At 45.1% G+C, this 22,904-nt stretch carries 15 protein-coding genes; 9 read left to right on the forward strand and 6 right to left on the reverse strand.

From position 1 onward, the window contains the following. Positions 1-7: 7 nt before the first annotated feature. A complete protein-coding gene (gene glmU / locus ACLGGO_RS18055) occupies positions 8-1,366 on the reverse strand; it encodes a bifunctional UDP-N-acetylglucosamine diphosphorylase/glucosamine-1-phosphate N-acetyltransferase GlmU (protein ID WP_446420341.1) in 1,359 nt (452 codons plus the stop codon). Positions 1,367-1,853: 487 nt separating this feature from the next. Between glmU and ACLGGO_RS18060 the strand changes: the two genes are divergently transcribed. From ACLGGO_RS18060 to ACLGGO_RS18070, 3 genes are all read left to right on the forward strand, one after another. Then, entirely contained in the window at positions 1,854-7,997 is a 6,144-nt protein-coding gene (locus ACLGGO_RS18060; RefSeq protein WP_446420342.1) for a CHAT domain-containing protein, read from the forward strand. Positions 7,998-8,334: 337 nt separating this feature from the next. Next, a complete protein-coding gene (locus ACLGGO_RS18065) occupies positions 8,335-9,282 on the forward strand; it encodes a hypothetical protein (RefSeq protein ID WP_446338259.1) in 948 nt (315 codons plus the stop codon). Between the two features lie 286 nt (positions 9,283-9,568). Continuing rightward, the gene (locus tag ACLGGO_RS18070) at positions 9,569-10,552 is read left to right on the forward strand and encodes a hypothetical protein (RefSeq protein ID WP_446420343.1); all 984 of its coding nucleotides are present in this window, start codon (positions 9,569-9,571) and stop codon (positions 10,550-10,552) included. A 79-nt stretch (positions 10,553-10,631) separates the two neighbouring features. Here the strand turns inward: ACLGGO_RS18070 and ACLGGO_RS18075 are convergent, their stop codons facing one another. Next, the gene (locus ACLGGO_RS18075; RefSeq protein ID WP_446420358.1) at positions 10,632-11,426 is read right to left on the reverse strand and encodes a DsbA family protein; all 795 of its coding nucleotides are present in this window, start codon (positions 11,424-11,426) and stop codon (positions 10,632-10,634) included. Between the two features lie 160 nt (positions 11,427-11,586). On the opposite strand from ACLGGO_RS18075, the gene ACLGGO_RS18080 reads away from it, so the two are divergent. Beyond that, positions 11,587-12,423 carry a Uma2 family endonuclease gene (locus ACLGGO_RS18080; protein WP_446420344.1) on the forward strand — a complete coding sequence of 279 codons (837 nt, stop codon included), beginning with the start codon at positions 11,587-11,589 and terminating at the stop codon, positions 12,421-12,423. Between the two features lie 163 nt (positions 12,424-12,586). Here ACLGGO_RS18080 and ACLGGO_RS18085 read toward each other — a convergent pair whose 3' ends face one another. Next, positions 12,587-14,842: a RelA/SpoT family protein gene (locus tag ACLGGO_RS18085; protein WP_446338262.1), complete on the reverse strand. Its 2,256-nt coding sequence runs from the start codon at positions 14,840-14,842 to the stop codon at positions 12,587-12,589. Positions 14,843-15,374: 532 nt separating this feature from the next. On the opposite strand from ACLGGO_RS18085, the gene patD reads away from it, so the two are divergent. From patD to ACLGGO_RS18100, 3 genes are all read left to right on the forward strand, one after another. After that, positions 15,375-15,734, forward strand: a complete 360-nt coding sequence (gene patD, locus ACLGGO_RS18090; protein WP_446420345.1) for a heterocyst frequency control protein PatD — start codon at positions 15,375-15,377, stop codon at positions 15,732-15,734. A gap of 182 nt (positions 15,735-15,916) precedes the next feature. Then, the gene (locus tag ACLGGO_RS18095; protein WP_446338264.1) at positions 15,917-16,501 is read left to right on the forward strand and encodes a zf-TFIIB domain-containing protein; all 585 of its coding nucleotides are present in this window, start codon (positions 15,917-15,919) and stop codon (positions 16,499-16,501) included. An 89-nt stretch (positions 16,502-16,590) separates the two neighbouring features. Next, positions 16,591-18,243, forward strand: a complete 1,653-nt coding sequence (locus ACLGGO_RS18100; protein WP_446420346.1) for an ABC transporter ATP-binding protein — start codon at positions 16,591-16,593, stop codon at positions 18,241-18,243. Between the two features lie 93 nt (positions 18,244-18,336). Here the strand turns inward: ACLGGO_RS18100 and surE are convergent, their stop codons facing one another. Further along, positions 18,337-19,014: a 5'/3'-nucleotidase SurE gene (gene surE / locus ACLGGO_RS18105; protein ID WP_446420347.1), complete on the reverse strand. Its 678-nt coding sequence runs from the start codon at positions 19,012-19,014 to the stop codon at positions 18,337-18,339. A 173-nt stretch (positions 19,015-19,187) separates the two neighbouring features. Here surE and ACLGGO_RS18110 point away from each other — a divergent pair, with 173 nt between their 5' ends. After that, the gene (locus ACLGGO_RS18110) at positions 19,188-19,811 is read left to right on the forward strand and encodes an alpha-ketoglutarate-dependent dioxygenase AlkB (protein ID WP_446420348.1); all 624 of its coding nucleotides are present in this window, start codon (positions 19,188-19,190) and stop codon (positions 19,809-19,811) included. Between the two features lie 407 nt (positions 19,812-20,218). On the opposite strand, the gene ACLGGO_RS18115 is transcribed toward ACLGGO_RS18110, so the two are convergent. Beyond that, positions 20,219-20,581: a hypothetical protein gene (locus ACLGGO_RS18115; RefSeq protein WP_446420349.1), complete on the reverse strand. Its 363-nt coding sequence runs from the start codon at positions 20,579-20,581 to the stop codon at positions 20,219-20,221. A 388-nt stretch (positions 20,582-20,969) separates the two neighbouring features. Here ACLGGO_RS18115 and ACLGGO_RS18120 point away from each other — a divergent pair, with 388 nt between their 5' ends. After that, positions 20,970-21,188, forward strand: a complete 219-nt coding sequence (locus ACLGGO_RS18120; protein ID WP_446420350.1) for a hypothetical protein — start codon at positions 20,970-20,972, stop codon at positions 21,186-21,188. A 111-nt stretch (positions 21,189-21,299) separates the two neighbouring features. On the opposite strand, the gene ACLGGO_RS18125 is transcribed toward ACLGGO_RS18120, so the two are convergent. Further along, entirely contained in the window at positions 21,300-22,754 is a 1,455-nt protein-coding gene (locus tag ACLGGO_RS18125; RefSeq protein WP_446420351.1) for a YcjF family protein, read from the reverse strand. Between the last annotated feature and the right edge of the window lie 150 nt (positions 22,755-22,904).

Below are 22,904 nucleotides of genomic sequence, written 5' to 3' on the forward strand. Positions count from 1 at the left end.
CAAGCCCCTACGGGGTTGGAACATTGAGACGCCAACCCGGTTTGACGACTTGACGCGATCGCGCAATCACCAGACAATCATCGGGTGTATTTTCGGTTACGACTGAACCCGCCGCTACTGTGACATCTTGACCCAAGGTTACGGGTGCAACAAGGACACTATTGGAACCCGTCTTCGTGCGATCGCCGATTTGGGTGCGATGCTTTTGTACCCCATCGTAGTTGGCGGTAATCGTTCCCGCACCGATGTTCACCTGATTCCCCAATGTCGCATCCCCCAGATAAGAGAGGTGGGCGATATTCGTGCGATCGCCAATTTGAGTGTTTTTCAGTTCCACAAAATTACCCACCCGACAGGATTCCCCGACGATTACATGACCTCTAAGATGGGTATAGGGTCCGATTCGGCTATTCTCTTGCACCACAGAATCACTCACCACCGAATACAGCGCCGTGACATTTTTCCCTAATTGACTATTTTCAATCAGACTTCCAGGTCCAATCCGACTCCCGGAACCAATCACTGTTTTTCCCCGCAGATGGGTTTGGGGTTCAATAATCACATCCGGTTCTAATTCTACCGTGTCATCAATGGTAATACTATCGGGATTAATTAACGTTACTCCTGCACTCATCCATGCTTCCTTCACCCGATCCTGTAAAATTTCGTAAGCTTGGGCTAACTGGTTGCGGTTGTTGATCCCTAAAATTTCCTGGTAGTCCTCCACATCAACCGCCATTACGGGTTCTAGTTCATGAATCGCATCAGTTAAATAATATTCTTGCTGGTCATTATTCGTTTGTAGATTTGGCAGTATTTTTGCCAATTTCTGCCAATTGAAACAATAGACTCCCCCATTAATCCGACGGTTCTGCTTTTGTGCTGTGGTGCAGTCTCGATCTTCCACAATCTGGGTGACCAGATTTTGACCATCACAAAAAACTCGCCCATATCCTTGAGGATTAGGGAGTTGCGCGGTTAAGAGTGTGGCGGCATTTTGATGGGTTTTATGGGTTTCTAATAATTGTTGCAGCGTTTGGGGGCGCAATAGGGGAACATCGCCATTCAAGACTAACAAATCCTCAGTAAATCCCTCTAAGTAGGGTAGGAGTTGTTGTACCGCATGACCGGTTCCCAATTGTTCAGTCTGCTCAACAAATTCGATGTCCTGGAACTGGGCGAGAGAATTTTTCACAAGTTCTGCTTGATAGCCGACAATCACAAGACACCGCAACGGATTGACACCAAGACAACTCTTGAGAACTCGTTCCACCATTGACAAGGAACCCAAATTGTGACATACCTTGGGCAACTTGGATTTCATTCGTGTCCCGCGCCCTGCTGCTAAAATCGCGACTGCAACCATGATTGAGATAGGGGTGATCTGCTACCGAATTATAGATTTTTGCTAACTGATAATACCATAGTATGTTGTACCTAGTCGGACAAAATTAAAGTTAACGGTTGCAATCGGGGAACAGAGAACAGGAAACAGGGAACAGGCGGAACTCGTGCGCGTTGACAATCTTTAACTCATTGAACAACATTTATGTTGCCATACTCACCTGCTCATTGGCTCTCCCGTACCTAGGGTGATAAGCAAACCTGATTATTCTTGGAAACTTTGTGGGGCAAGACTTTCAAAACAATGTTTTTAGGGAAGCTATCACTAATATAGGCTTTTCCACCACAAGTACGGGAGAGCCAGTTCTAAAGTATTATTAACCTCAAAAATACTGATTAATACTCAATTATTTTACTATTACTTGTGTTATAAAGTTAATAATTTCAATTTCAGGAATGCAACAGGTTTACCGGGTAGAGATTTAATAATTGGATAGGGAACAATCGCCATGAAAACCGTGTATCGACTGCTTATCCCCTTCTGCTTAGTAGCAGCGTTCACACCGACGCCGCTATTCTCCCAACCGATTACACCAGCGACTGATGGAACAGGAACCCAGGTTACACCAGATGGTAACCGCTTTGATATTCAGGGAGGTAGCGTTTCCGCAGATGGGGCAAATCTGTTTCATAGTTTCCAGCAGTTTGGACTCGATTCCGGTCAGATTGCCAATTTTCTGGCGAATCCCCAGACTCGCAATATCTTAGGGCGGGTGATGGGGGGTGATCCGTCGATTATTAATGGTTTAATCCAAGTTACTGGGAGCAATGCTAACATATTTTTACTGAACCCAGCGGGAATTGTTTTTGGTGCAGACGCCCGGTTAAATGTTCCGGCTGATTTCACAGCAACCACGGCTACGAGTATTGGGTTTGGCAATAATAATTGGTTCAATGCTTTGGGTAACAATGAATACCAAAGTTTAGTGGGTGTTCCCAATCAATTTGTCTTTGATGTTTCCCCGGTGGGGAGTATTGTGAATGCTGGTAATTTAGCGGTAGCCGAGGGGCAGAATTTAACCCTTTTGGGGGGTACTGTGATTAACACAGGTAAACTCACCGCACCTGGGGGAACGATTACCGTTGCGGCTGTACCGGGTCAAAATTTAGTCCGCATTAGTCAACCGGGGAGCCTATTAAGTTTGGAGATTTCCTCACGTCCAAGTAATACCGATGAAGCGCTACAGCTAAATCCCCTAGATTTGCCCATATTGCTAACGGGTACAGCGGAGACTGTAGAAACGGGATTGACTGTTTCTCAAACTAACGAAGTGCAGTTAACTGAATCTGAGATAACTCTACCCACTGAAGCCGGAACAGCGATTATTTCCGGTAAGTTAGATGTATCTACGCCAGACTTTTCAGCTTCACCACAGATTGGGGGTGAGGTTAATATTTTGGGCGATAAAGTGGGACTTGTTGATGCGACGATTCATGCCTCTGGTGCAAATGGTGGGGGTACAGTACGGATTGGCGGAGAGTATCAGGGAAGCGGTACTATTCCCAATGCTTTACATACGTTTGTGAGTCGCAATTCAGTGATTAATGCGGATGCACTTATTGATGGTAATGGTGGACAAGTGATTCTCTGGTCAGATGAAATTACCCAATTTTTGGGTAACATTAGCGCCCGTGGTGGATTTAATAGCGGTGATGGGGGGTTTGTAGAAGTTTCAGGAAAACAGGTTTTGAATTTTCAAGGCGTGGCTGATTTGTTAGCGCCTGCTGGTAATGTAGGAACGCTATTATTAGACCCAACAAATATTACGATTAGTACCGCAACGAATAGCGGGAGTATGATGTTTTCTGGGGGTATATTTTCCGACACTACGACGACTCCATCTACACTGAATACGACGACTCTGGAAAATCAATTGGCTTTAAGTAATGTCACCGTTTCCACAGCTTCCGGTTTGTCAGGTGCGGGATCGATTACTGTAGATGATCCGATTACTTGGAGTAGTGACTTGTCCCTGACACTTTTTGCCGATAACGATATTAATCTGAATGCGAATATCAGGTATTCAGGGACGGCTGATACTGCCCTAAATTTACAAGCGAATAATAGTATTAATTTTGATTTTGGTGCAGATATAACAGCTAATAATATAGGGAAGTTAGATGTTATTCTCAATGCTGACCGAGATGGGAGTGGTGCAGGGTCTATTTTCCTCAACTTTGGTTCAGTTATCAATTCTAATGGCGGCGATATTATTCTGGGGGGTGGTAGTAATCCGTTGACCAATCCTGCTGTGGGTACAGGTAAAACTACATCAGTTGAAGCTTCTGGTGTCTATCTTCAGGGTGCTCAACTCAATTCGGGTATAGGTGATATTTCGATTACAGGTAAAGGCTTCGATGGTACAGATTCTGCCCTTGGTATTTTAGTCACAACCGGGGCAATAATTCAAAGCACCACGGGCAATATCACGCTGAGGGGAACAGGCGGGATGGGGGGAAATGACAATCGGGGAATTTTTCTTTTAGAAGCAGATACTAACATCAGTTCAATTGATGGCAATATTAGTTTAACAGGAATAGGACAAGGGTCAGGAAATGAAAATAGTGGCATTCGAGTTGATAACTTTTCCGGTGGTATGGGTCTCACTGTCGAAACCAAAGGGAGTGGTATGATAACCTTTAATGGTACAGGAAGTAGCACAGGAACTCAAGCCAATGATGGTATTGTTATTGGTGTTGGTAATATTAGAATTCATTCAGTCGATGGCGATATCAATTTGACGGGAATCGGACAAGGTTCAACTTTTGCTAGCGATGGGGTAGAAGTTGCTTTGGATTCCATTGTGGAAGCCACTGGAACTGGAACTATAATATTAAATGGTACTGGCGGGATGGGTACAAGTGATAATCAAGGAGTACGGATATGGAAATCGTCTCAGGTGCGAACCAATAGCGGAACAGTAGATGTAATTGGTATTAGTGGTACTGGAAGTGATTCCTATGGAATTCAGTTAGCTGAAAATGGAGTCTTGGGACAAGGAACACAAACGGGAAACCTGACGCTAACGACAGATAAGCTAGATATTGATAATACGTTTAACGTGGTGGGTAAAGGACAATTACAGGTACAACCGTTAACCCCCAGTTTAGGAATCACGATTGGCGATACTGCTGTTGGCACATTAAATTTGGATACTGATGCACTGGCTAGTTTGCGAAATGGCTTTTCACAAATTATTATTGGTGGCGCGAATAGTAGTGGCACAATTAGCTTAGCTAATAATATTACCTTTAATGATCCAGTAATTTTGCGATCGCGGATGGCTTCAGGTTCTATAAATACTGCCGATTATACCTTAACCGGAATCGATAACGCCACGATTCAGCTACAAGCAAACCAAGATATTATTACTGGCGATATTATTAATCCAGGTGGGAAAATTACCCTAACCAGTAATAACGGGACTATCGACACTCATCAGGGAATCCTCGACACTAGCGCCACAACTGGGGATGGTGGAGAGATTAATCTTACGGCTACCACTATCAATCCGGGTTCTATTAATACCTCAGCGGGTTCTGGAAACGGTGGTAATATCAGCTTTAATGGTAATGTTACTCTGCTCCAACCGGATACAATATTTACGACCACAGGTATGACGGTTGGCGGTAATATTATCTTTAACAATACGCTTAATGGTGTCACGGCTGATACCCCAAACCTGACCCTAAATTCGGGTACGGGTACTATTACATTTGATCATAGCGTGGGTAATCGGATTAATTTGGCAGACTTAAGCGTCAATAGTACGGGTATCACTCAATTTAAGGGTTCTGTAACGGTTCAGAGTTTGACTACCGATGCAGGGGGTATCACTCAAATCTGGGGAAATGTGATAACAACTGGAGAATCGGGTCAAAGCTATGGTGATGACGTTACTATTATTGGCGATATTCAATTAACGGGTGACGAAATTAATTTTTTCGGGAATGTAGCGGGGAATGGGAATTTGACCTTACAACCGTTTAATCCCAGTCACGCGATCGCGATTAATGGTTCAACAGATACTAACACAGAAAAGCTAGACCTGTCAGCCCGTGATATCAACGCCTTGCAAAATGGTTTCGAGTCTATCACTATAGGACGTAATGACAGCAGTGGTGCAATTACCCTAGCTGATGATATTACCTTTAATGACTCGGTGACGTTGCGATCGCCAATGGGTGATGGTTCGATCAATACCACTGGGTTTACTTTAACCGGAAACGGAACTATTACGCTACTGGCGAACCAAGATATTATCACAGGTAATATTAATAATCCAGGTGCAGCGGTGACGCTGACGAGTCTTTCGGGAAATATTAATACGAATGCGGGGACAATTTACACACGATCAAGTATAGGCAAAGGAGGCGCGATCGCACTGAATGCCCGTAACAATATCACAACTGGGGATTTAGACTCAGGTTCTGCGTCTGGAACTTCAGGACTAATTACGCTTAATGCAGGTAACCAGATTACGTTCAATCGTCCCCTGATTTTACCTGGAGATTTCTCTGTGAGTATCCCCAACTCCGGTATGATTATTTTTAATAGCACGGTTGACGGAACCTACGATCTCACCCTTAATCCCGGTGGTGGTATTGTTCAGTTTAATGATCAGGTTGGTAGTTTGAATCCGTTGCAAAGTTTAGAAGTTCAAGGTGATATTACCACCAATAATATTGAAGGGATAAATATCACAGCCCAAAATACCATCACAACGGGTAATATTATTGCCGCCGGCGGGATTAATTTGTTCAGCCACAACGGACAAATTACCACAGGTATTCTTGACACCTCTGCTGCTGGTAATGGGGGTAATATTCAGCTAAATGCTGATGACACTATTAGGGTTAGCCACATTAATACTCAGGGTTTCGACGGTATAGGCGGAAACGTTGAAATTACAACCAACCATTTCTTCCGGGCGACTGAATCTTTCATCGACCAGAATGGTATCAATGCCAGTATTTCTGCGGCTGGAGGAACAGACGGTGGCAGCATTATTATCCATCATGGGGGAATCATTCCATTTATTGTTGGTAATTCCCAAACCAACGGTATCCGAGGCGCAATGACTCGAGGTGATACTACACCAGACCAAACAATTGTACCCAATCAAGTCTATTTCTTCAGCCATACCCAGGATGAAGAACGGATACAAATTTTATCATCCCCTGTCCCTTTCATTCCCGATGAATCACTCATTCGAGAAGCCAAACCCAAACTAGAGACAGACGTAGATATTAGTGAGTCTTTAAACAATATAATTGGGCAGGGTTTAGAAGCCGAAATCGAAATTGAGGAAGATCCAGAAACTGGAGAAAAAAGGATTGTGCAGCGCTTTTACACTCCAGGAACTCTCGCGATCAATCTTGAGACTTCATTATCAGTGGGTCAGACTGACCAACTGTTTGAGGAGCAATTTGAGAAGTATTTCCAGCAAAATCTAAGCCATGAAATCATCACCGCCGAAGGCTTGCGAGACACCCTAATCACTCTAAAGGAGCAAACGGGAAAGAGTTCTGGCGTTGTCTATGTACGTTCACTGACCAACCATCTAGAACTGCTGTTAGTTCTTCCTCAAGGTTATCCTATTCGCAAAAGAATCCCAACCGCCAATGCCAAAGAATTACAGCAAACCTTGATAGAATTCCGCCAAACCGTCACCGATGCCTATCGCCCCAAAGCCTACCTCGCCCCCGCCCAACAACTTTATAATTGGATGATTGCCCCTCTAGAATCTGAGCTAGAAGAACAGGGAATTGATACGCTGATCTTTTCTATGGACGCAGGTTTACGGACAATTCCCATGGCAGCACTTCACGATGGCAATCAATTTCTTGTAGAAAAATATTCAATTGGTTCTATACCCAGCATTAGTCTCACCAATCGCCGCTATAACACAATCAAAAATGCCCAAGTTTTAGCCATGGGAGCGTCTAAATTTGAAGATTTACCCCCGCTTCCCGCTGTACCGAAGGAATTGCAGATTATTACTAAGGAATTATGGTCTGGTAAATCGTTTTTAAATGAAGAATTTACCCTAAATAACCTGAAACAACAACGTCAGCAGTTTGAGATTATCCACCTCGCCACTCACGCCGACTTCCGACCAAATGACCCCAGTCATTCCTATATTCAACTCTGGGATGAAAAACTCCGGTTAAATCAGCTAAGGCAAATCGGTTGGAATCAGTCGCCTCAAGTGGAGTTATTAGTCTTAAGTGCTTGTCGTACCGCTATTGGCGATATGAATGCGGAGTTAGGGTTTGCGGGATTAGCGGTGAATGCAGGAGTGAAATCTGCCTTAGCCAGTCTCTGGTATGTCAATGATGGCAGTACATTGGTGCTGATGAGTGAGTTTTATCGGCAATTGAGTCAACCGGAAGTGACGATTAAAGCAGAGGCGTTGCAACGCGCCCAAGTTGCTATGCTACGGGGACAGGTGCGTCTGGAGAATGGTCAATTACACGGTATTGATATGGGGGGAATTCCTTTACCCCCGGAACTAAAAGGCAGAGGTAATCAAGATTTTTCTCATCCTTACTACTGGGCGGCGTTTACGATGATTGGTAGTCCTTGGTAAAGAGATGGGGGAGTTTTGACCCTTCATAACCTTCGAGGGGGGATGGAGAGAGGTTTTCCAGATCCCGTGAAAAGTAACCTGTAGGGGCTCTTTTCACGACTATCTTTTCGATTGCACAAAAGATGTGACTAAACCCGCCCCTATTGAGGTTTCTAGACTTCCCGTAAAAAGTCAGGATGTGACAAATATTCGCCAACTTTTCGGATATCAGTCATAAAGATGAGTAAGACCTATATTCAAGCTGTTTCAGTGGAGGGAGGATAAATCATCCAAACACAGAACAGATATAAGTTTCCCTCCTACATTATTTATTAACCTGCCTGGAGAGGATATCCCCATGAGTCAGCCTTGTGAACAAACACCGAATTCTAGTGCAGAAGCTAAAGATCAACTCCAATCCTTAGCCTCTGCACTAAATGATACCTCTGTTCCTGTCAATCAAGCCGCTTCTATAGAAGTTACCGAAGCCATTGAAGAACGGGGAAATTCTCGCCAGAAGTGGAGAGGGTTAAAAATCGCTCTGCTCCAATATGATGAGCAAAAGCAGGGGCAGCCAACTGTAATGGGACATTTTCTGATTATTTTAACCTTGTTGGCTATTCTAGTTGGAGCTTATTTCTCTAAAGAAAGAGTGGCTGAACACCGAGCTAATCAGTGGCTATCAGATTGGCAAAACTACTCAAATAAACCGCTAAAATATCCGGCAAATTCCTTTCAGCCATCAACCAATGGAGCAAGCTTTTCTAAGGCTGAACTTCAGAGAATAGATCAACAGCTTCAAGAAGTACACGCCCGGATTGAAATCCATGAACAAATCATGAAATCCTTTTATCGACGCTACTACACCACGACTTCTCTAGCTGCTGGTGCGGGGATAGGAGCGGGGATTTGTTTGTTTATAATTACTCGTGAGGGATGGAAACAAGCGAATAAAGGATTGATTACTATTTTTCTCGTGGCTTCAACCAGTGCATTATTTTTTCGAGAAATTCCTCGAATTTTTAAATATGAAGAAAACTTTATGAAAAATTTCCAGCAATACCGAGAATATGTAGCGTTGAGAAATAAAATTTACAGTTTTTTGGCAACAGAAACCGTGATCACTGAAGTACCAAAAGTCACTCAAGAGTTTGAGCGCCCTGATGCTGAGCAGTTTATTCTTTCGGTTGACCAACGATTAGCTCAACTCCATGAAATCCACATTGGCTTTAATTGGGCAAGACTTGATGCTCTGGGTAACTCGCCACTGTTAGATATTCCACAAGAGTCATCGAATGAAGAATAAGCCCATTCTTAGTAGGTTGGAGAATTTCTTAGTTGCAGCAGATGCTTGTGTAGATGTGCTGATTACCAAGGGTGCGATCGCGTTTTAAACCCTTTATACACATAACTAACCTAAAGTCAATCTTGGCGGCGATTAATTCCAGTACCTGGGATTCCGGAAAAATTGTTCATCTATAGAAATATGGAAAATGAGGGTGACTTGAACACAGGTAAGCAATCAAGAGTCCCCGAAGCAGCAGGAAGTAAACACCGAAATGCAACAAAGATAAGTGTTTTGGATAGGTTGTATGGAGCAGCAGTCTACAGTGAGTAACACAAAACCATCGGATGGAGTCGTATTAGAACCCCAAACCGAATCGACGCTATTTGATTTCCGTTGGTTTTTCCAGCTACCCCCTCTGTTAAAGGGTATGGGAGTGAGTCTAGCCGCCTGTAATACTGTGGTGATCTCATTTGGGCTTTATTCTCTGTTGAATGCTGTTCCATCCAACCCTGACCTTGACCGATTAGAACGAGCGAGGGCAGAATATGATGCGGGAAATTTTCAACAGGCGATCGCACTGGTTAAATCGATTCCCCAAGAGAGTGCTTTGTATCAGGATTCTATCACCAGCCTCAAACGGTGGCGGCGGGAATGGCACACAGCAGCAGCTCAATACCAAGCCGCTGAACAAGCTCTCAAGGAGAAGCGATGGCGAGATGTTTTGGAAGCTGCTCGCCAAATGGATGGGGTGCGCTTCTGGCGGCGTAAAGTTGAGTCACTGGTTGAACAAGCCAAACCTGAGTTAGAAGCTGAAGCGAAACAATTACTGGATCAAGCTTACGCCAAAGCCCAAGAAAAAGATTTTATTGGCGCTTTGAACTTGCTCAACCAAATTCCCCCAGAGACAACAACGGCGGCTACAATTCAACCGAAGTTAGCCGAATATGAAGAAAAACAACGAATTAAAGCGGAATATCTTTTACAACAAGCCTATAACCAAGCCGCAAAACGAGATTTTAAAAGCGCGTTGAACTATCTGTCGCAGATTCCGCCAGGTACATCTGTCTACGAGACGGCTCAAATTAAGAGGGCTGAATATTCGCAAAAGCAGCATTTTAAGGAAGAAGTTGAGAGAACCGTTCAACTGGCGAGGAGGGAGTCAGAGGAGCCAGAGGAGCCAGAGAAATCATCTGATCCTTTTTCTACGGAACCGTTCATCTCTACCGAAACGAATGAAAAAACATCAGAACTTAATCCCGGAAACCAACTACAAGAGGTTACGCCTTAAGTAGGTGGAAAAATTAAATCTCTCCCTCTACTTCCCCTGTTCCCTCCCTTCACCACAATACTGATTCAGCAAGCCCTACTTATAACGACTGTTTAACCCGAGTGAAACGTTTCTCCATCTCCTCTAGTTCTATTGCTCCGGTGAATACCTCCCCATTCATCACAAAAAAGGGAGTCCCAGTAATTCCCAAACTCTCAGCTAACTGAATATCCTGACTAATCGCCGTTTCTGCTGCTTGGCTATTGCGATCGCGATTAAATTGATCTACATTTAATTTCAAACCATTGGCTGTTTCAATATAAAATGATTCCCCTAGTTTTTCCTGCTGAGTAAACAGCACATCGTGATACTCCCAAAACTTCCCCTGTTGAAACGCCGCCCATGCTGCTTTCGCTGCTGAGATAGCTTGGGGATGAATTGAGGCTAAAGGGTAATGCTTATAGGTCAACGTTACCTGATCCTGATGCTTTGCCATAAACCGTTGCACCGTTTTATGCGCCCTAGCACAATAGGGACATTGAAAATCGGAAAACTCCACCATGACAATCTTGGACTGAGACGCCCCCGTGGTGGGTGACTCCCCAATAACGGCTTGAGGATTCGTTTTAAGTTCCTCAACAAACGCTTGCTGGGCTTGTTGGAGTTGCTGTTGGACAAGCTGCTGATACGCCTGAACGGATTCCAGAATTACTTCTGGGTGTTCGCGAATCACTTGCAACACTTGTTCTTCAAATTGGGGACTAACTTGGCTAGCGGCTTGAACCGGGGAAGACCAGCCGAGTAAGGTAATAAAAAGGAGCAATAGTCCCACAATTGTCTGAGTCAACCGGGAAAGATGAGAGAGCGCGATCGCACAAAGCCGAAATGGGTACATGGTGCAATGTTCATGGTTCATGGTTCATTGTTGATTGTATAGGGTGTACAAGAGGTAAGATTTAGTTTATAGGGAATACTGCGATCGCACCGTTCCGTTCGTAGTCGGCGCTTTAGCGCTACAAGAAGATATAACAACCGCCAAGGTTAAACAATCTCAGATGGTTCTGCAAACTCCAACCTCCACCAAACGCCAAGAACCCCTAGTTACCTGGGAAAAGCTTCCCGACGATTTTATCCTGCCTGATGATCCCGTGGAAAACATTCAACAACCCCCCCTCGCCGCCGCAGTGACAGACGCCTTAGGTGCAGCCAATCGCCTGAATTCGCAAATGTTAATCGCTTCTAATTTTGGGCTTGTGGCGACGGTAAATCGGAGAATCGTGGTCAAAGCACCAGACTGGCTGTATGTACCCCAGGTATTACCGGTTGCAGAAGGCGTAATTCGTCGCAGCTATACCCCCAATCGGGAAGGAAGTCCAGTTGGGATAGTCATGGAGTTTTTGTCAGAAACGGAAACAGGAGAATACTCAGTACGACCAACGTTTCCCTATGGTAAGTTGTACTTCTATGAGCAAATTCTTCAAGTTCCCACCTATGTCATCTTTAATCCCCTAGAACTAATCCTAGAAGTCCGTCGGTTACAAGATAATCGATACCTATTGCAACAACCCACAGCGGAAGGACGCTATTGGATTCCTGAATTGGGACTATTTTTAGGTATCTGGTATGGCACTCGATTAGGCTCAACAAGCCATTGGTTACGCTGGTGGGACGAGTCGGGAAACCTGTTGCTGTGGAGTGCGGAACAAGCCGAACAAGAACGCCAACGCGCTGAACAAGAACGCCAACGCGCTGAACAAGAACGCCAACGCGCCGAACAAGAACGCCAACGCGCTGACGCGATGACCAACAACCTAGAGGAAGAACGGCAACGCAATCAGGCGTTAATGGCAAAATTGCAAGAGTTGGGAATTGATCCCAACACTTTGTCCTAACGTATCGAGCTTTAATTCTGAGTCAGAAACGATAGTCGTGAAAAGAGCCCCTACACATTGGTAGGGGCTCTTTTAGTTGCATCTGGGTGAGGTAAAAAACGATAGTCGTAAAACCCGCCCCTACGGACGCAATTCAAGAAGCGTCTCTAAAACTTTAACCTGTTCATTCATTAATATCGCTGATCCGCCGCAGATTCAAAATATCGCTCATCTTTTTAATTTGAGCGAAACTCTGCTGCAATTGTCCGTAATCCCGAATATCGATACACAAATCAATCAGCGCGGGTTTACCGTCTTGAGTTTTCACCTGAGCTTTCCGCACATTGATATGATGGTCACTTAAGCGGGAGAGAATATCCTTCAAAACTCCGACTCGATCCAACACTTCAATTTGAATATTAATCGGATAGGTTTGGGGACGCCCACTCTCCTGATCCCTCGGATTCCAACTCACTGGAACTAATCGATCTCCCTCAATATTTTCTACATTGGGACACCCTTGACGATGAATCGAAATTCCCCGCAATCGGGTGACTGTACCAATAATGGGTTCGCCGGGAACCGGGTTACAACACCCAGCAATCCGATGCATTAATCCCTCGACGCCCGCAATGGGTTCGCCTTTAACCGTCCACTGATCACTCGCCGCTTTCGCTGTCGGTAGCGGTGGAACTAAATTTTCTATTTCTGCGGGTTCAATTTCCAGAGGTTGTGAAGCTTTCACCGCATCGCGCAACCGATTGACCACTAAATTCAGGGTGACTTCTCCATACCCCAACGCCGCCATTAAATCTTCAGAATTCTGATAGTTACAGCGTTCGGCGACGGACTGCATGGGTTCAGATTTGAGCAAGGATTCAAATCCATTTTTACCCAGTTCCTTCTCCAGCAATTCTCGACCTCGCGCCACATTTTCATCCCGGTGCGATCGCTTGTACCATTGGCGAATCCGGTTTCTAGCACTGGGGGTGACGACAAAGTTTAACCAGTCTAAACTGGGGTGACTATTTTTCTGGGTAATAATTTCTACAATATCCCCATTTTTCAACGGCGTATCCAGGACTCGCCACTGACCATTAATTCTCACCCCAGCACAGTGATTGCCAATCTCGGTGTGAATCCGATAGGCAAAGTCTATGGGGGTTGCGCCCCGACTCAGGGATACCACATCTCCATCGGGGGTAAAGACGTAGACATCATCGTCAAATAAATTATCCTTGACACTTTCAATATATTCATGGGCGTCTTTCAGGTCATTCTGCCATTCCAGCAACTGCCGCAACCAGGTAAACTTATCATCGTCGTCACCAATCTGGGTCGGATCAGAACTCCCGGTTTCTTTATACTTCCAATGTGCAGCGATCCCATATTCGGCAATTCGATGCATTTCCAGGGTGCGAATTTGCACTTCGATGGGACGCCCATGGAAGCCAATCACCCCTGTATGTAGGGACTGATAACGATTGGGTTTCGGTAAGCCAATATAATCTTTAAACCGACCTGGAATCGGTCGAAAGGCATCATGGACGACAGCTAATGTGCGATAGCACTCTTCGTTGCTCTCCACGATGATCCGCATCGCGGCTAAATCATAAATTTCGTGAAACTCCTTGTTGCGGCGCTGCATCTTCTGATAAATTCCATAAAGATGCTTAGGACGACTACTCAAGTCCATACATTGAATGCCCATCTCCGTAAGGCGCTCTCGCAAAATCTGCGAAACTTGGGCTAATCGTTCCTCCCGGTCTTGACGCCGTTCAGCGACCAGTTCCTGTACTTTGCGATAAGCATGAGGTTCAAGATACTTGAAGGATAAATCTTCTAACTCCCATTTAAACCGCCCAATCCCCAAGCGATTGGCTAAGGGGGCAAAAATTTCGCGGGTTTCCTGGGCGATCGCACGCTGTTTTTCTGGCTTAAGATGTTCTAGTGTCCGCATATTATGCAAGCGGTCTGCCAACTTCACCACTATCACCCGGATATCCTTCGCCATGGCGAGGAACATACGGCGGAAGTTCTCGGCTTGGCGTTCGGTTTTACTGGAGAAGTTAAATTTAGAGAGTTTGGTGACTCCTTCGACTAAATGGCGTACCTCTGCACCAAATATTGACTCAATCTCCTCCAGCGTGACATCCGTGTCTTCGACTACATCATGGAGTAAGCCCGCCGCTATCATGGTACTGTTGCCGCCTAAGTCTCTTAATAAGCCAGCAACCGCCACAGGATGAGCGATATAGGGTTCTCCAGAGGCTCGATACTGTTGTGAATGAAGTTGGTAAGCAAATTCAAACGCCCGCACCACTAACGCCGCCTCATCCGGCGCTGATGGGTCAGAGGTGGCAGAGGCTGTTGATAAACAGTCCTGCAACCAGTCGGGAACGTCTAGGTTATAGGTGGTGGTTAGGACAGTTGCACTCATAATTTTTTCCCTGATAGATTTATCAATAATAAGGATGGTTGAACGGTAATGGCAGTAAGATCTCTATTTAGTGGTATATTTATTGGCTTTTGTGAATTCCAGAAACGGGTCAAAATTCCCTAGACTATCCGTATAGTAATTAGACCTAGATGAGAAATAGTAACATGAACTACCAAATATCTATCCTTCGGATTCGGTACAGAAGCAACACGTCGCTTCTGTCACGGACTTTATTTCCAGGGAAATCTTGAATAACCAAAGGACTTGGTTGAAGCCAACACCCTAGGTTTTTTGCAGATGGTTGTCAATAGCGGGTCGCTAAGACAGTAAACAGCAAACAGCAACTGTTTTAGGGGAAATCCGTTTTGGCAGTACCACACCACCATTACGGCTCCTCCTCTGGTTGCTCTGCGATGAGAATACTAGCTGAATTTCAGACTCAAACCTGATCCTCAGCTTGGTGGCAAATTCTTGCATTTATAAACAAAAATACAAGATTCTTTACGTTTATTCTAGACCAACCTGTCTCATAATGTTAGTCCCCTCTCAACGGCAATCCTATCAGGACTTTCAACAAGTCCTAGAGACCCTGCACAAGAGCACCCAGAGTCAAGAGTTAGACAAAACCGAGATCCAGGAGCGTTTCCAGGCGGTGAAACAGCTCTTTCAAGGGCGAATTATCACGCTCAGTCCCGATGAGGTCAATGAGGAACAAGTCTCAGCATGGCAGTCTAGGCAAACCGAAATCCATAGACATATCCGACTGCTAGAAACCGATATACTAATGTTGCGGACAGCGCGACATTCTGCAACTGTTCAGTCTAGGGTGGCTATCATCCGCGATCGCCTGAACACCCTGATCCAATACTGTGGTGTCATGCTTCAACTGTAGCGCTCTCGTCCAGTCCTGTCGAGGGGGGCGTTTTGAGTTTTGAATGTGTAGGGGCGGGTTTTACCATTATCGTTTCTTGCCACCCAGATGTAATTAAACCCGCCCCAACCCTGTAGAGACATAGAATGCTACGTCTGAGTTTTGAGTTTTAATAAGGACAGGTGTTTTGAGGAAGAAAATCGGTGCAATGTCCCAAATGTAGAAAAGTCCCACTCTTAGACGGCTATTTAGAGCATCAGTTTGCCGTGAAGTATTGCCAAGAGTGTAAAGGCACTTGGATTCCTGCCAAAGAGTATGAAGCATGGCAAGCCCATCAACCGTCTGCTCAGAGAATGCCTGATCTTACCCCAAATTCATTAAATGTGAATTTTGTCAAGTCACCTTTCGATACCAAAGCCGCATTATGTCCAGAGTGCCAGCGCTATCTCTCTCGCGCTAAAGTTAATCTCAAGACGCCCTTTTATGTGGAACGGTGTTCTCACTGTCGCGGGATTTGGTGCGATTACGGGGAGTGGGACATTCTAGAAAGTTTGGGACTCCATACCGTAATTGAGCAACTTTTTACCAACGAATGGCAGAGTAAAGCACGAGAACAGCACCTTTGGCAAAAAGAACGCCAAGCCACGGTTGACAAATTAGGGAGTGATTTAGCGGCGCAGGTGATTGAGTTGGGGGAAAAATTAGCGGAACATCCCAATGGGGATTTTGGTGTCGCTTACCTGATGCGGCGCGTCGGCGGAAATTGGCAACGACACAATCCGAAATAGGCTATTTGATCGACGCTATCATACGCCCTGGCGGTGCAGAAGGTGAAAGCTAGGTTTTGAGTGCCTAAACCCGCCCCTACAATTGACTTATGAGTTTATTTTGTATTGATAATTTACACATTGCCTATCCGAGTAATCCTGATTATTGGGCGGTGAATGATGTCTCATTTACCCTGAATCCCGGAGAACGATTGGGATTGGTGGGAGAGTCGGGGTGTGGCAAATCCACTTTGGGACGCGCGGCGATGCGGTTATTGCCAAAAGCCACCAAGATTAAAGGGCAAATTAGATTTAAAGGACACTCTGTTTTTGAATTGAACCCAACTCAACTGCGCCAGTTTCGCGGGGAAGTGGTGGCGCTGGTATTTCAAGATCCGATGACACGTCTTGATCCCTTGATGACGATTGGGGATCATTGTCTGGAAACCTTACAAGCCCATCAACCTCACTTATCGCGTTCTGAAAGTAAGCAAAAGGCAATTGAAACCCTAGAAGCGGTGAAGATACCCGCTAACCGTTGGTCACAGTATCCCCATGAATTTAGTGGTGGAATGCGGCAACGAGTCGCGATCGCACTCGCCCTTTTACTCAATCCTAAAATGATTGTCGCGGATGAGCCAACCACAAGTTTAGATGTCACTGTATCCGCCCAGATCTTACAGGAACTGACGCGACTTTGCCAAGAACGGGATATGGCGCTGTTGTTAATTTCTCATGACTTGGCAATGGTGGGGGAATATTGCGATCGCGTGGCGGTGATGTATGAGGGCAAACTGGTAGAAATGGGGGCAGTTGGGGATATTTTACACCACCCTGAGCATGAGTATACGCGATCGCTCCTGCAAGCGGCGCTGCTTATGCAAACGGTGAATGATCACGAACAATGTAGAGACGTTGCATGCAACGTCTCTACGCCGGGGGAGAACATTCTAGAGACACCCATTCTCCAAGTGCAAAATTTAAAGCAGTATTTTACCTTAGAACAAAATTTTATCGCCCAATTGTTTTCGGGCGAACCTCAAGTTATCAAAGCAGTGGATGAGGTTAGCTTTGACCTGTATCCGGGTCAAGTTTTGGGACTTGTGGGAGAATCTGGATGTGGCAAAAGTACACTATCGCGCACCATTTTGCAACTCATTCCGCCCACCTCTGGTACTGTTGAATTTCAAGGCATAAATTTAACCCAACTGAACCGGAAATCTCTACGGAAGATGCGGCGACATATTCAAATGATTTTTCAAGATCCCTTGGCTTGTCTGAATCCTTTAATGACAGTGGGTGATAGTATTGCTGATCCCTTGTTTATCCACAACTTGGCGACACCCATAGAAGCGAAACATCAGGTGATGGAAATGCTAGAACGGGTGGGCTTAACTCCCCCTGCAGACTATTACCACCGCTATCCCAGGGACTTATCCGGGGGACAGCAGCAACGAGTCGCGATCGCGCGGGCGTTGATTACTCGCCCCAGTTTGATTATCTGTGATGAACCCGTGAGTATGTTGGATGCAACTGTGCAGACGCAGGTACTAGAATTAATGCGATCGCTAAAAGAAGAATTTGAGTTAACCTATTTATTTATTACCCATGATCTTTGGGTAGCGCGGTTTTTCTGTGACGCGATCGCGGTGATGAATCGGGGTCAGATTGTGGAAATGGCAAAAACGGAAACTTTGTTTACCAATCCCCAGCATCCTTATACCCAAACCCTATTACAAGCCGCTCCATTATTGGCAGTGTAGGGGCGGGTTTTACTACTATCGTTTCGGTTACACCCAGATGTAAATAAACCCGCCCCGACGCAGGTTTCTAGATTTCCCGTGAAAATTGGGAATTCAAAGAGAAAGAAGAGTCACGGCGATACTACCCCTAAAACAAATATCAACATCTGTACCAGGGGCGCGATCGCGTTTGGCATATTCTCCTTTATAGTAATAGTGATCACCCTCTACAACATAGTTAACGGGTAAGGGCTGAGTACTCGGTTTACAGAATACGATATCGGGTTCTGGAGAACCGGGTTCTAGGTGAGGTAAATTGACATTCCAAAACGTACCTGGAGGAGTCGGATGTTGAAATAACTCACCTAACACCCTGGTTGTCCAACGACTAGCCACTTGCCAATCAATCACCAAGGGGCGTTTAATCCAGTGGGAAATTGCAATCCCCGGAATTCCCAGAATTGCAGCTTCCCGTACCGCCGCGACTGTACCGGAAATATGGACATCTACCCCCAGATTACCGCCTGCATTAATCCCAGAGAGTACCCATTGAGGATTTTGCACCAGTTGACTCAGGGCGAGACGGGTGCAATCGACGGGCGTACCTGCTACCGCGTAGGCAAATTCTGAGCGCTGTTGGACATGGATAGGCTTATGCGTCGTAACTTGATGACTACAACCGGATAAATGGGTTTGAGGCGCGACGATGACGCCCTTACCCTTGACGGCGTGCTGGAGTGCTTGAATCCCTGGAGCATCTATTCCATCATCATTGGTGAGAATTAAAGTCATCTTAGGGGCATAACGGATAACACCAATGTTCTAGCATAGCGGTAAATGGTTTCTAGGGCTAAAGCCCTTACTACAAGCCTACTAATGAATCTATTAAGTTATAGTTAATATTTTTGATATGTTAAAATTCAAGGGGCTACTTAATCGGATTATAGACTATTTATTTATATAAAATGATACCATCCTCAAAATCACTCAACTTCGATGTAGACACTAACTCAGAATCTATTGTGCCAGAAATACCTGGACTAAACTACATTCCCGATTATATTAATACAGAGGAACAAAATCAATTACTGGAGATTATAGATCAACAGGAATGGTCAACCCAATTAAAACGCCGAGTGCAACATTATGGGTATCGCTATGAATATCAAAAACGGACATTAACCTCTGCCAGCTACTTAGGAGAATTGCCAGATTGGGCAGATCAACTGGCACAACGACTGGTTCGCGATCGCGTAACCCCAATTCTTCCCGATCAACTGATTGTCAATGAGTATTTGCCCGGTCAAGGAATTACCAATCATGTTGACTGCATTCCCTGTTTTGGTAATACAATTATCTCCCTGAGTTTGGGGAGTCGTTGTGTGATGAATTTAACCCATGCGCCAACTCAAACCCAGATTCCTTTTCTTTTATTACCTGGAAGTTTAATTATTTTACAAGGGGTTGCCCGTTATCAGTGGCAACATGGCATTCCTCCTCGCAAAAAGGATAAGTATCAAGGTCAAGAGTTAGTCAGAAGTCGGAGAGTTTCGCTCACGTTTCGAGAGGTTTTATTCCCCTATAAGTAATTTAGACCCAATCCGTAAAGCTTAGAAAATCCAAAATCTAAATTTTAAATGAGATGCACCCGTTAAAAATCATCTAATACCAAATCCGCGTTAGCCACCCCCTTTATAATTTAGGGTCTGCTGAATAAGTATTGTGGTGGGGGTAGGGAGCAGGGGGAGCAGGGGGAGCAGGGGGAGCAATGGTACATTTTTCCTGATAGCGGTGCAAGGGTATGAAAGGGTTTAACCCTTTTTCCTTGAAGAGGAGCCAATATTAATACTACTCAAAGCATTGATAGCTAAGGGTTTTGGACTTGTGCAGCAAGCCCTAATTTAGTCCGCGAAGGCGGACGAAAGTTTGTGTAGCAGCGATTTCAATCGCCTCCTCTTGCATGGGGTTTCCCAGGCAGATTTGGTATAATTTAGCATTACCAACTTTGAGTTGAGCGCAATCGCCGCAGGTTTTGACCCTTTGTGGCTTTCAGTTCGAGTTGGAGAGTCGCCGTTTGCAATAATCCTAACTCCTCAGCAAGGCGTTCTAATAATTCGCGCCAACGTTTTGAGACAGCACCTTGACTTTTTAAGCCCAAATCAGCAAGCAGTTCGACTTGGGTTTTGCCTTGGACTTTACCCTGCCATAGTTTCTGATACCCTCGATTAGGATAACGTTGATCGAGTGATGAAATAGCGGCGATGGCTCGATTGATTAAATCAGTACGCTCCACAGTATATAACAAGTCAAACTCATCCTGTATGGTTTCCAATTTTGATGTTTTTAGTTTAATCGGCAAAATCAAAAGTTAATTTGTAATAATTGAGGATTAAAATGAAATCGATAACATTAAAATCTGGGTAAAATTCAGGAAAATTCAGTGAGGTATCGCAAAAGGTAGAAGGTTTATCGTCAACGAAACCGATGCTAGTCGTCCGGAAAAGTGTAACAAAAGCTACTAAACTCTCTTTTTTCGGACAACCTGTAGACGTGCCCTGACACAGTTTTAACGTCTAAGGTCGCGGTACCAGGGACTCTATCCCGATAGCTCTGATGAAAGCTGTATCACTATATAAGACTGAAACATGATCTCACAGGGTTCTCTATCCATAATCTCAGCCCTGACTATCGTGTTTAGCCATTAGTCATGGGTCGTTGACATAAGGGGTTTTACAGGAAAGAGTGTTATGAATTATCAAGACAGGTTAAGTCCGTGGAAAATTGTCCGCTTGCAATCTAATTTGCAACATGTCATCGTGGGTAACTTCCGTCGTCGTGGCGATGCTGAAGGTCATTTGCGTATTTTGAAGCGGATGATGCCTAATTTACAATTCGCTATTGTGTTTGATGTGGGTTATGGGGAGGGCTCTATTCCTTCCGTTTCTACGACTGACGCAGAAAATTAATCCTGTAGAGACGTTGCATGCAACGTCTCTACGTTAACGTTATCGGTAAAACCCGCCCCTACAATTGATTAGACGTTCCGCCGGAACGTCTCTACTGCTATGACTAGACTCTTAGGACAAGGGCGTGGGTTCAGGTTGAGCTGAATTTAAGTGCAAACGTCTTACTGCTTGCTGAACAAATCCTGCTAAAAACCCCATCCGTTGATTTTGTTGGAAAACAGTTTGCAGCTTTTCTTTCAGGCGTTCAAGATTTAAGGGTTGATCGGTTGCTGTCTGTTGAGTAATCTCCTGTTCTTGGAAATATTCGATTAAACTAAGACCCGCTAATCGGGTGAGATAAGCCGCGCTAACACCTTGTACAGCACCGCCAGCTATATAAGTCAAAGCGTTGCTTTTGAGAATACTACCAATAGTTTGGGTGGAGAGTTCCACAAGACCGAGTTTAACCATTAAGCTACTCAATGTTTTGGCAGCAGATTGGGCTTGGGATAGGGAAAATTTTTGCTGATAAATTCCGGCTAATTCAATCACTAATTGGCTACTAATTGCCGCCGTTGCGAGTAAATCTAAGGCGGGAACCGGGTTAGCAAACGCAGTGGCGGCGGTAATCCATTGATACTGTTCAATCAGCGGTAAAGCGCGATCGCGTCTGGCTTGATTTAGGGCGGTTTTGACTTCAGCTTTTAGGCTGAGCGCGGATCTGAGGGTTGTTCCCCATATCAACTGTTGGGCGTCTTGAGTTAAGATCAGGTTTAATCGTTGAGTCAGAGCCGTTACATCGGCGGGTTGTTCCTCTAGCCATTCTTTGACTGACCCATCCGATTGATGCTGGCGTACTTTTACAGGAGTGGGGGAAGCCGCGATCGCAACGATATCCTCTGGGGGTAAAAGTTGGACGAGTCGTTGTCGCAATTGTTGCAACACTATCACTCGTTCTGGGGGTAAATATTGGTCTTGTTTATTAAAGATTAGGAGAATTCGCTGATTGAGGCTTTTGAGATGGTGTAAAAGCTGAAACTCTGAATCTGTCAAGTCACTGGTGATCACAAAGAGGATTAAATCTAAGTTTGGGCTCAGATCCTGAGTGCGATCGCTTGCATATAAGGCGGTGGTTTCTTGTAGGCTTACTGTGGGGAATTGCTCCGATAACCCCTTGGATTCTAACACTTGCACCAAGCGAGATTTTCCCACGCCTTTACCGCCGATAATCAGCAGTTCCAGGTTTTGTCGCTCCAATTGGGCGGTTAATTGGCAAACCTGCTGTCGTAACGATGTGCTAATGTAGGGGTTCTCCACTTCTGTTTCGAGGCGAGCGATCGCGGATTCAGCCTCTTGGATCGCCCTCTCTACAGTCCCTCGATCTAGAGGTGAAGAAGGGGGTGAAAACTCCACCAGACGAGAGCTTCCCTTGTTAAACAACCATACCCCAGTACCGAGTGCGATCGCGCCCAAGAGTCCGACTTCTCCCCACTCCGCCACTGACTGATGCACAGTCGGGAGCATCCATAATCCAAAGGATAAAGCAATACCGCCCACTAAAATAGGTCGCCGCAACTGAACCGCCATATCTTTTTTTCTAACCTTACTTTCACTACAATAACGTTTTCAGAGGATTTGCAGAAGCCTTACCGGGTTCTCCCTGTCATAGATAGGTTGTCGGTAAAGTCTCTATTCAGTTTTATTTTCTCTGCACAACAAATATAAGAAACATTCATC

The organism is Coleofasciculus sp., assembly GCF_046565525.1.
Taxonomy (GTDB): domain Bacteria; phylum Cyanobacteriota; class Cyanobacteriia; order Cyanobacteriales; family Coleofasciculaceae; genus Coleofasciculus.

Coding starts and splice junctions, on each gene's coding strand:
- glmU (WP_446420341.1), bottom strand. CDS start 1,366: ATGGTTGCAGTCGCGATTTTAGCAGCAGGGCGCGGGACACGAATGAAA.
- ACLGGO_RS18060 (WP_446420342.1), top strand. CDS start 1,854: ATGAAAACCGTGTATCGACTGCTTATCCCCTTCTGCTTAGTAGCAGCG.
- ACLGGO_RS18065 (WP_446338259.1), top strand. CDS start 8,335: ATGAGTCAGCCTTGTGAACAAACACCGAATTCTAGTGCAGAAGCTAAA.
- ACLGGO_RS18070 (WP_446420343.1), top strand. CDS start 9,569: ATGGAGCAGCAGTCTACAGTGAGTAACACAAAACCATCGGATGGAGTC.
- ACLGGO_RS18075 (WP_446420358.1), bottom strand. CDS start 11,426: ATGTACCCATTTCGGCTTTGTGCGATCGCGCTCTCTCATCTTTCCCGG.
- ACLGGO_RS18080 (WP_446420344.1), top strand. CDS start 11,587: ATGGTTCTGCAAACTCCAACCTCCACCAAACGCCAAGAACCCCTAGTT.
- ACLGGO_RS18085 (WP_446338262.1), bottom strand. CDS start 14,842: ATGAGTGCAACTGTCCTAACCACCACCTATAACCTAGACGTTCCCGAC.
- patD (WP_446420345.1), top strand. CDS start 15,375: ATGTTAGTCCCCTCTCAACGGCAATCCTATCAGGACTTTCAACAAGTC.
- ACLGGO_RS18100 (WP_446420346.1), top strand. CDS start 16,591: ATGAGTTTATTTTGTATTGATAATTTACACATTGCCTATCCGAGTAAT.
- surE (WP_446420347.1), bottom strand. CDS start 19,014: ATGACTTTAATTCTCACCAATGATGATGGAATAGATGCTCCAGGGATT.
- ACLGGO_RS18110 (WP_446420348.1), top strand. CDS start 19,188: ATGATACCATCCTCAAAATCACTCAACTTCGATGTAGACACTAACTCA.
- ACLGGO_RS18120 (WP_446420350.1), top strand. CDS start 20,970: ATGAATTATCAAGACAGGTTAAGTCCGTGGAAAATTGTCCGCTTGCAA.
- ACLGGO_RS18125 (WP_446420351.1), bottom strand. CDS start 22,754: ATGGCGGTTCAGTTGCGGCGACCTATTTTAGTGGGCGGTATTGCTTTA.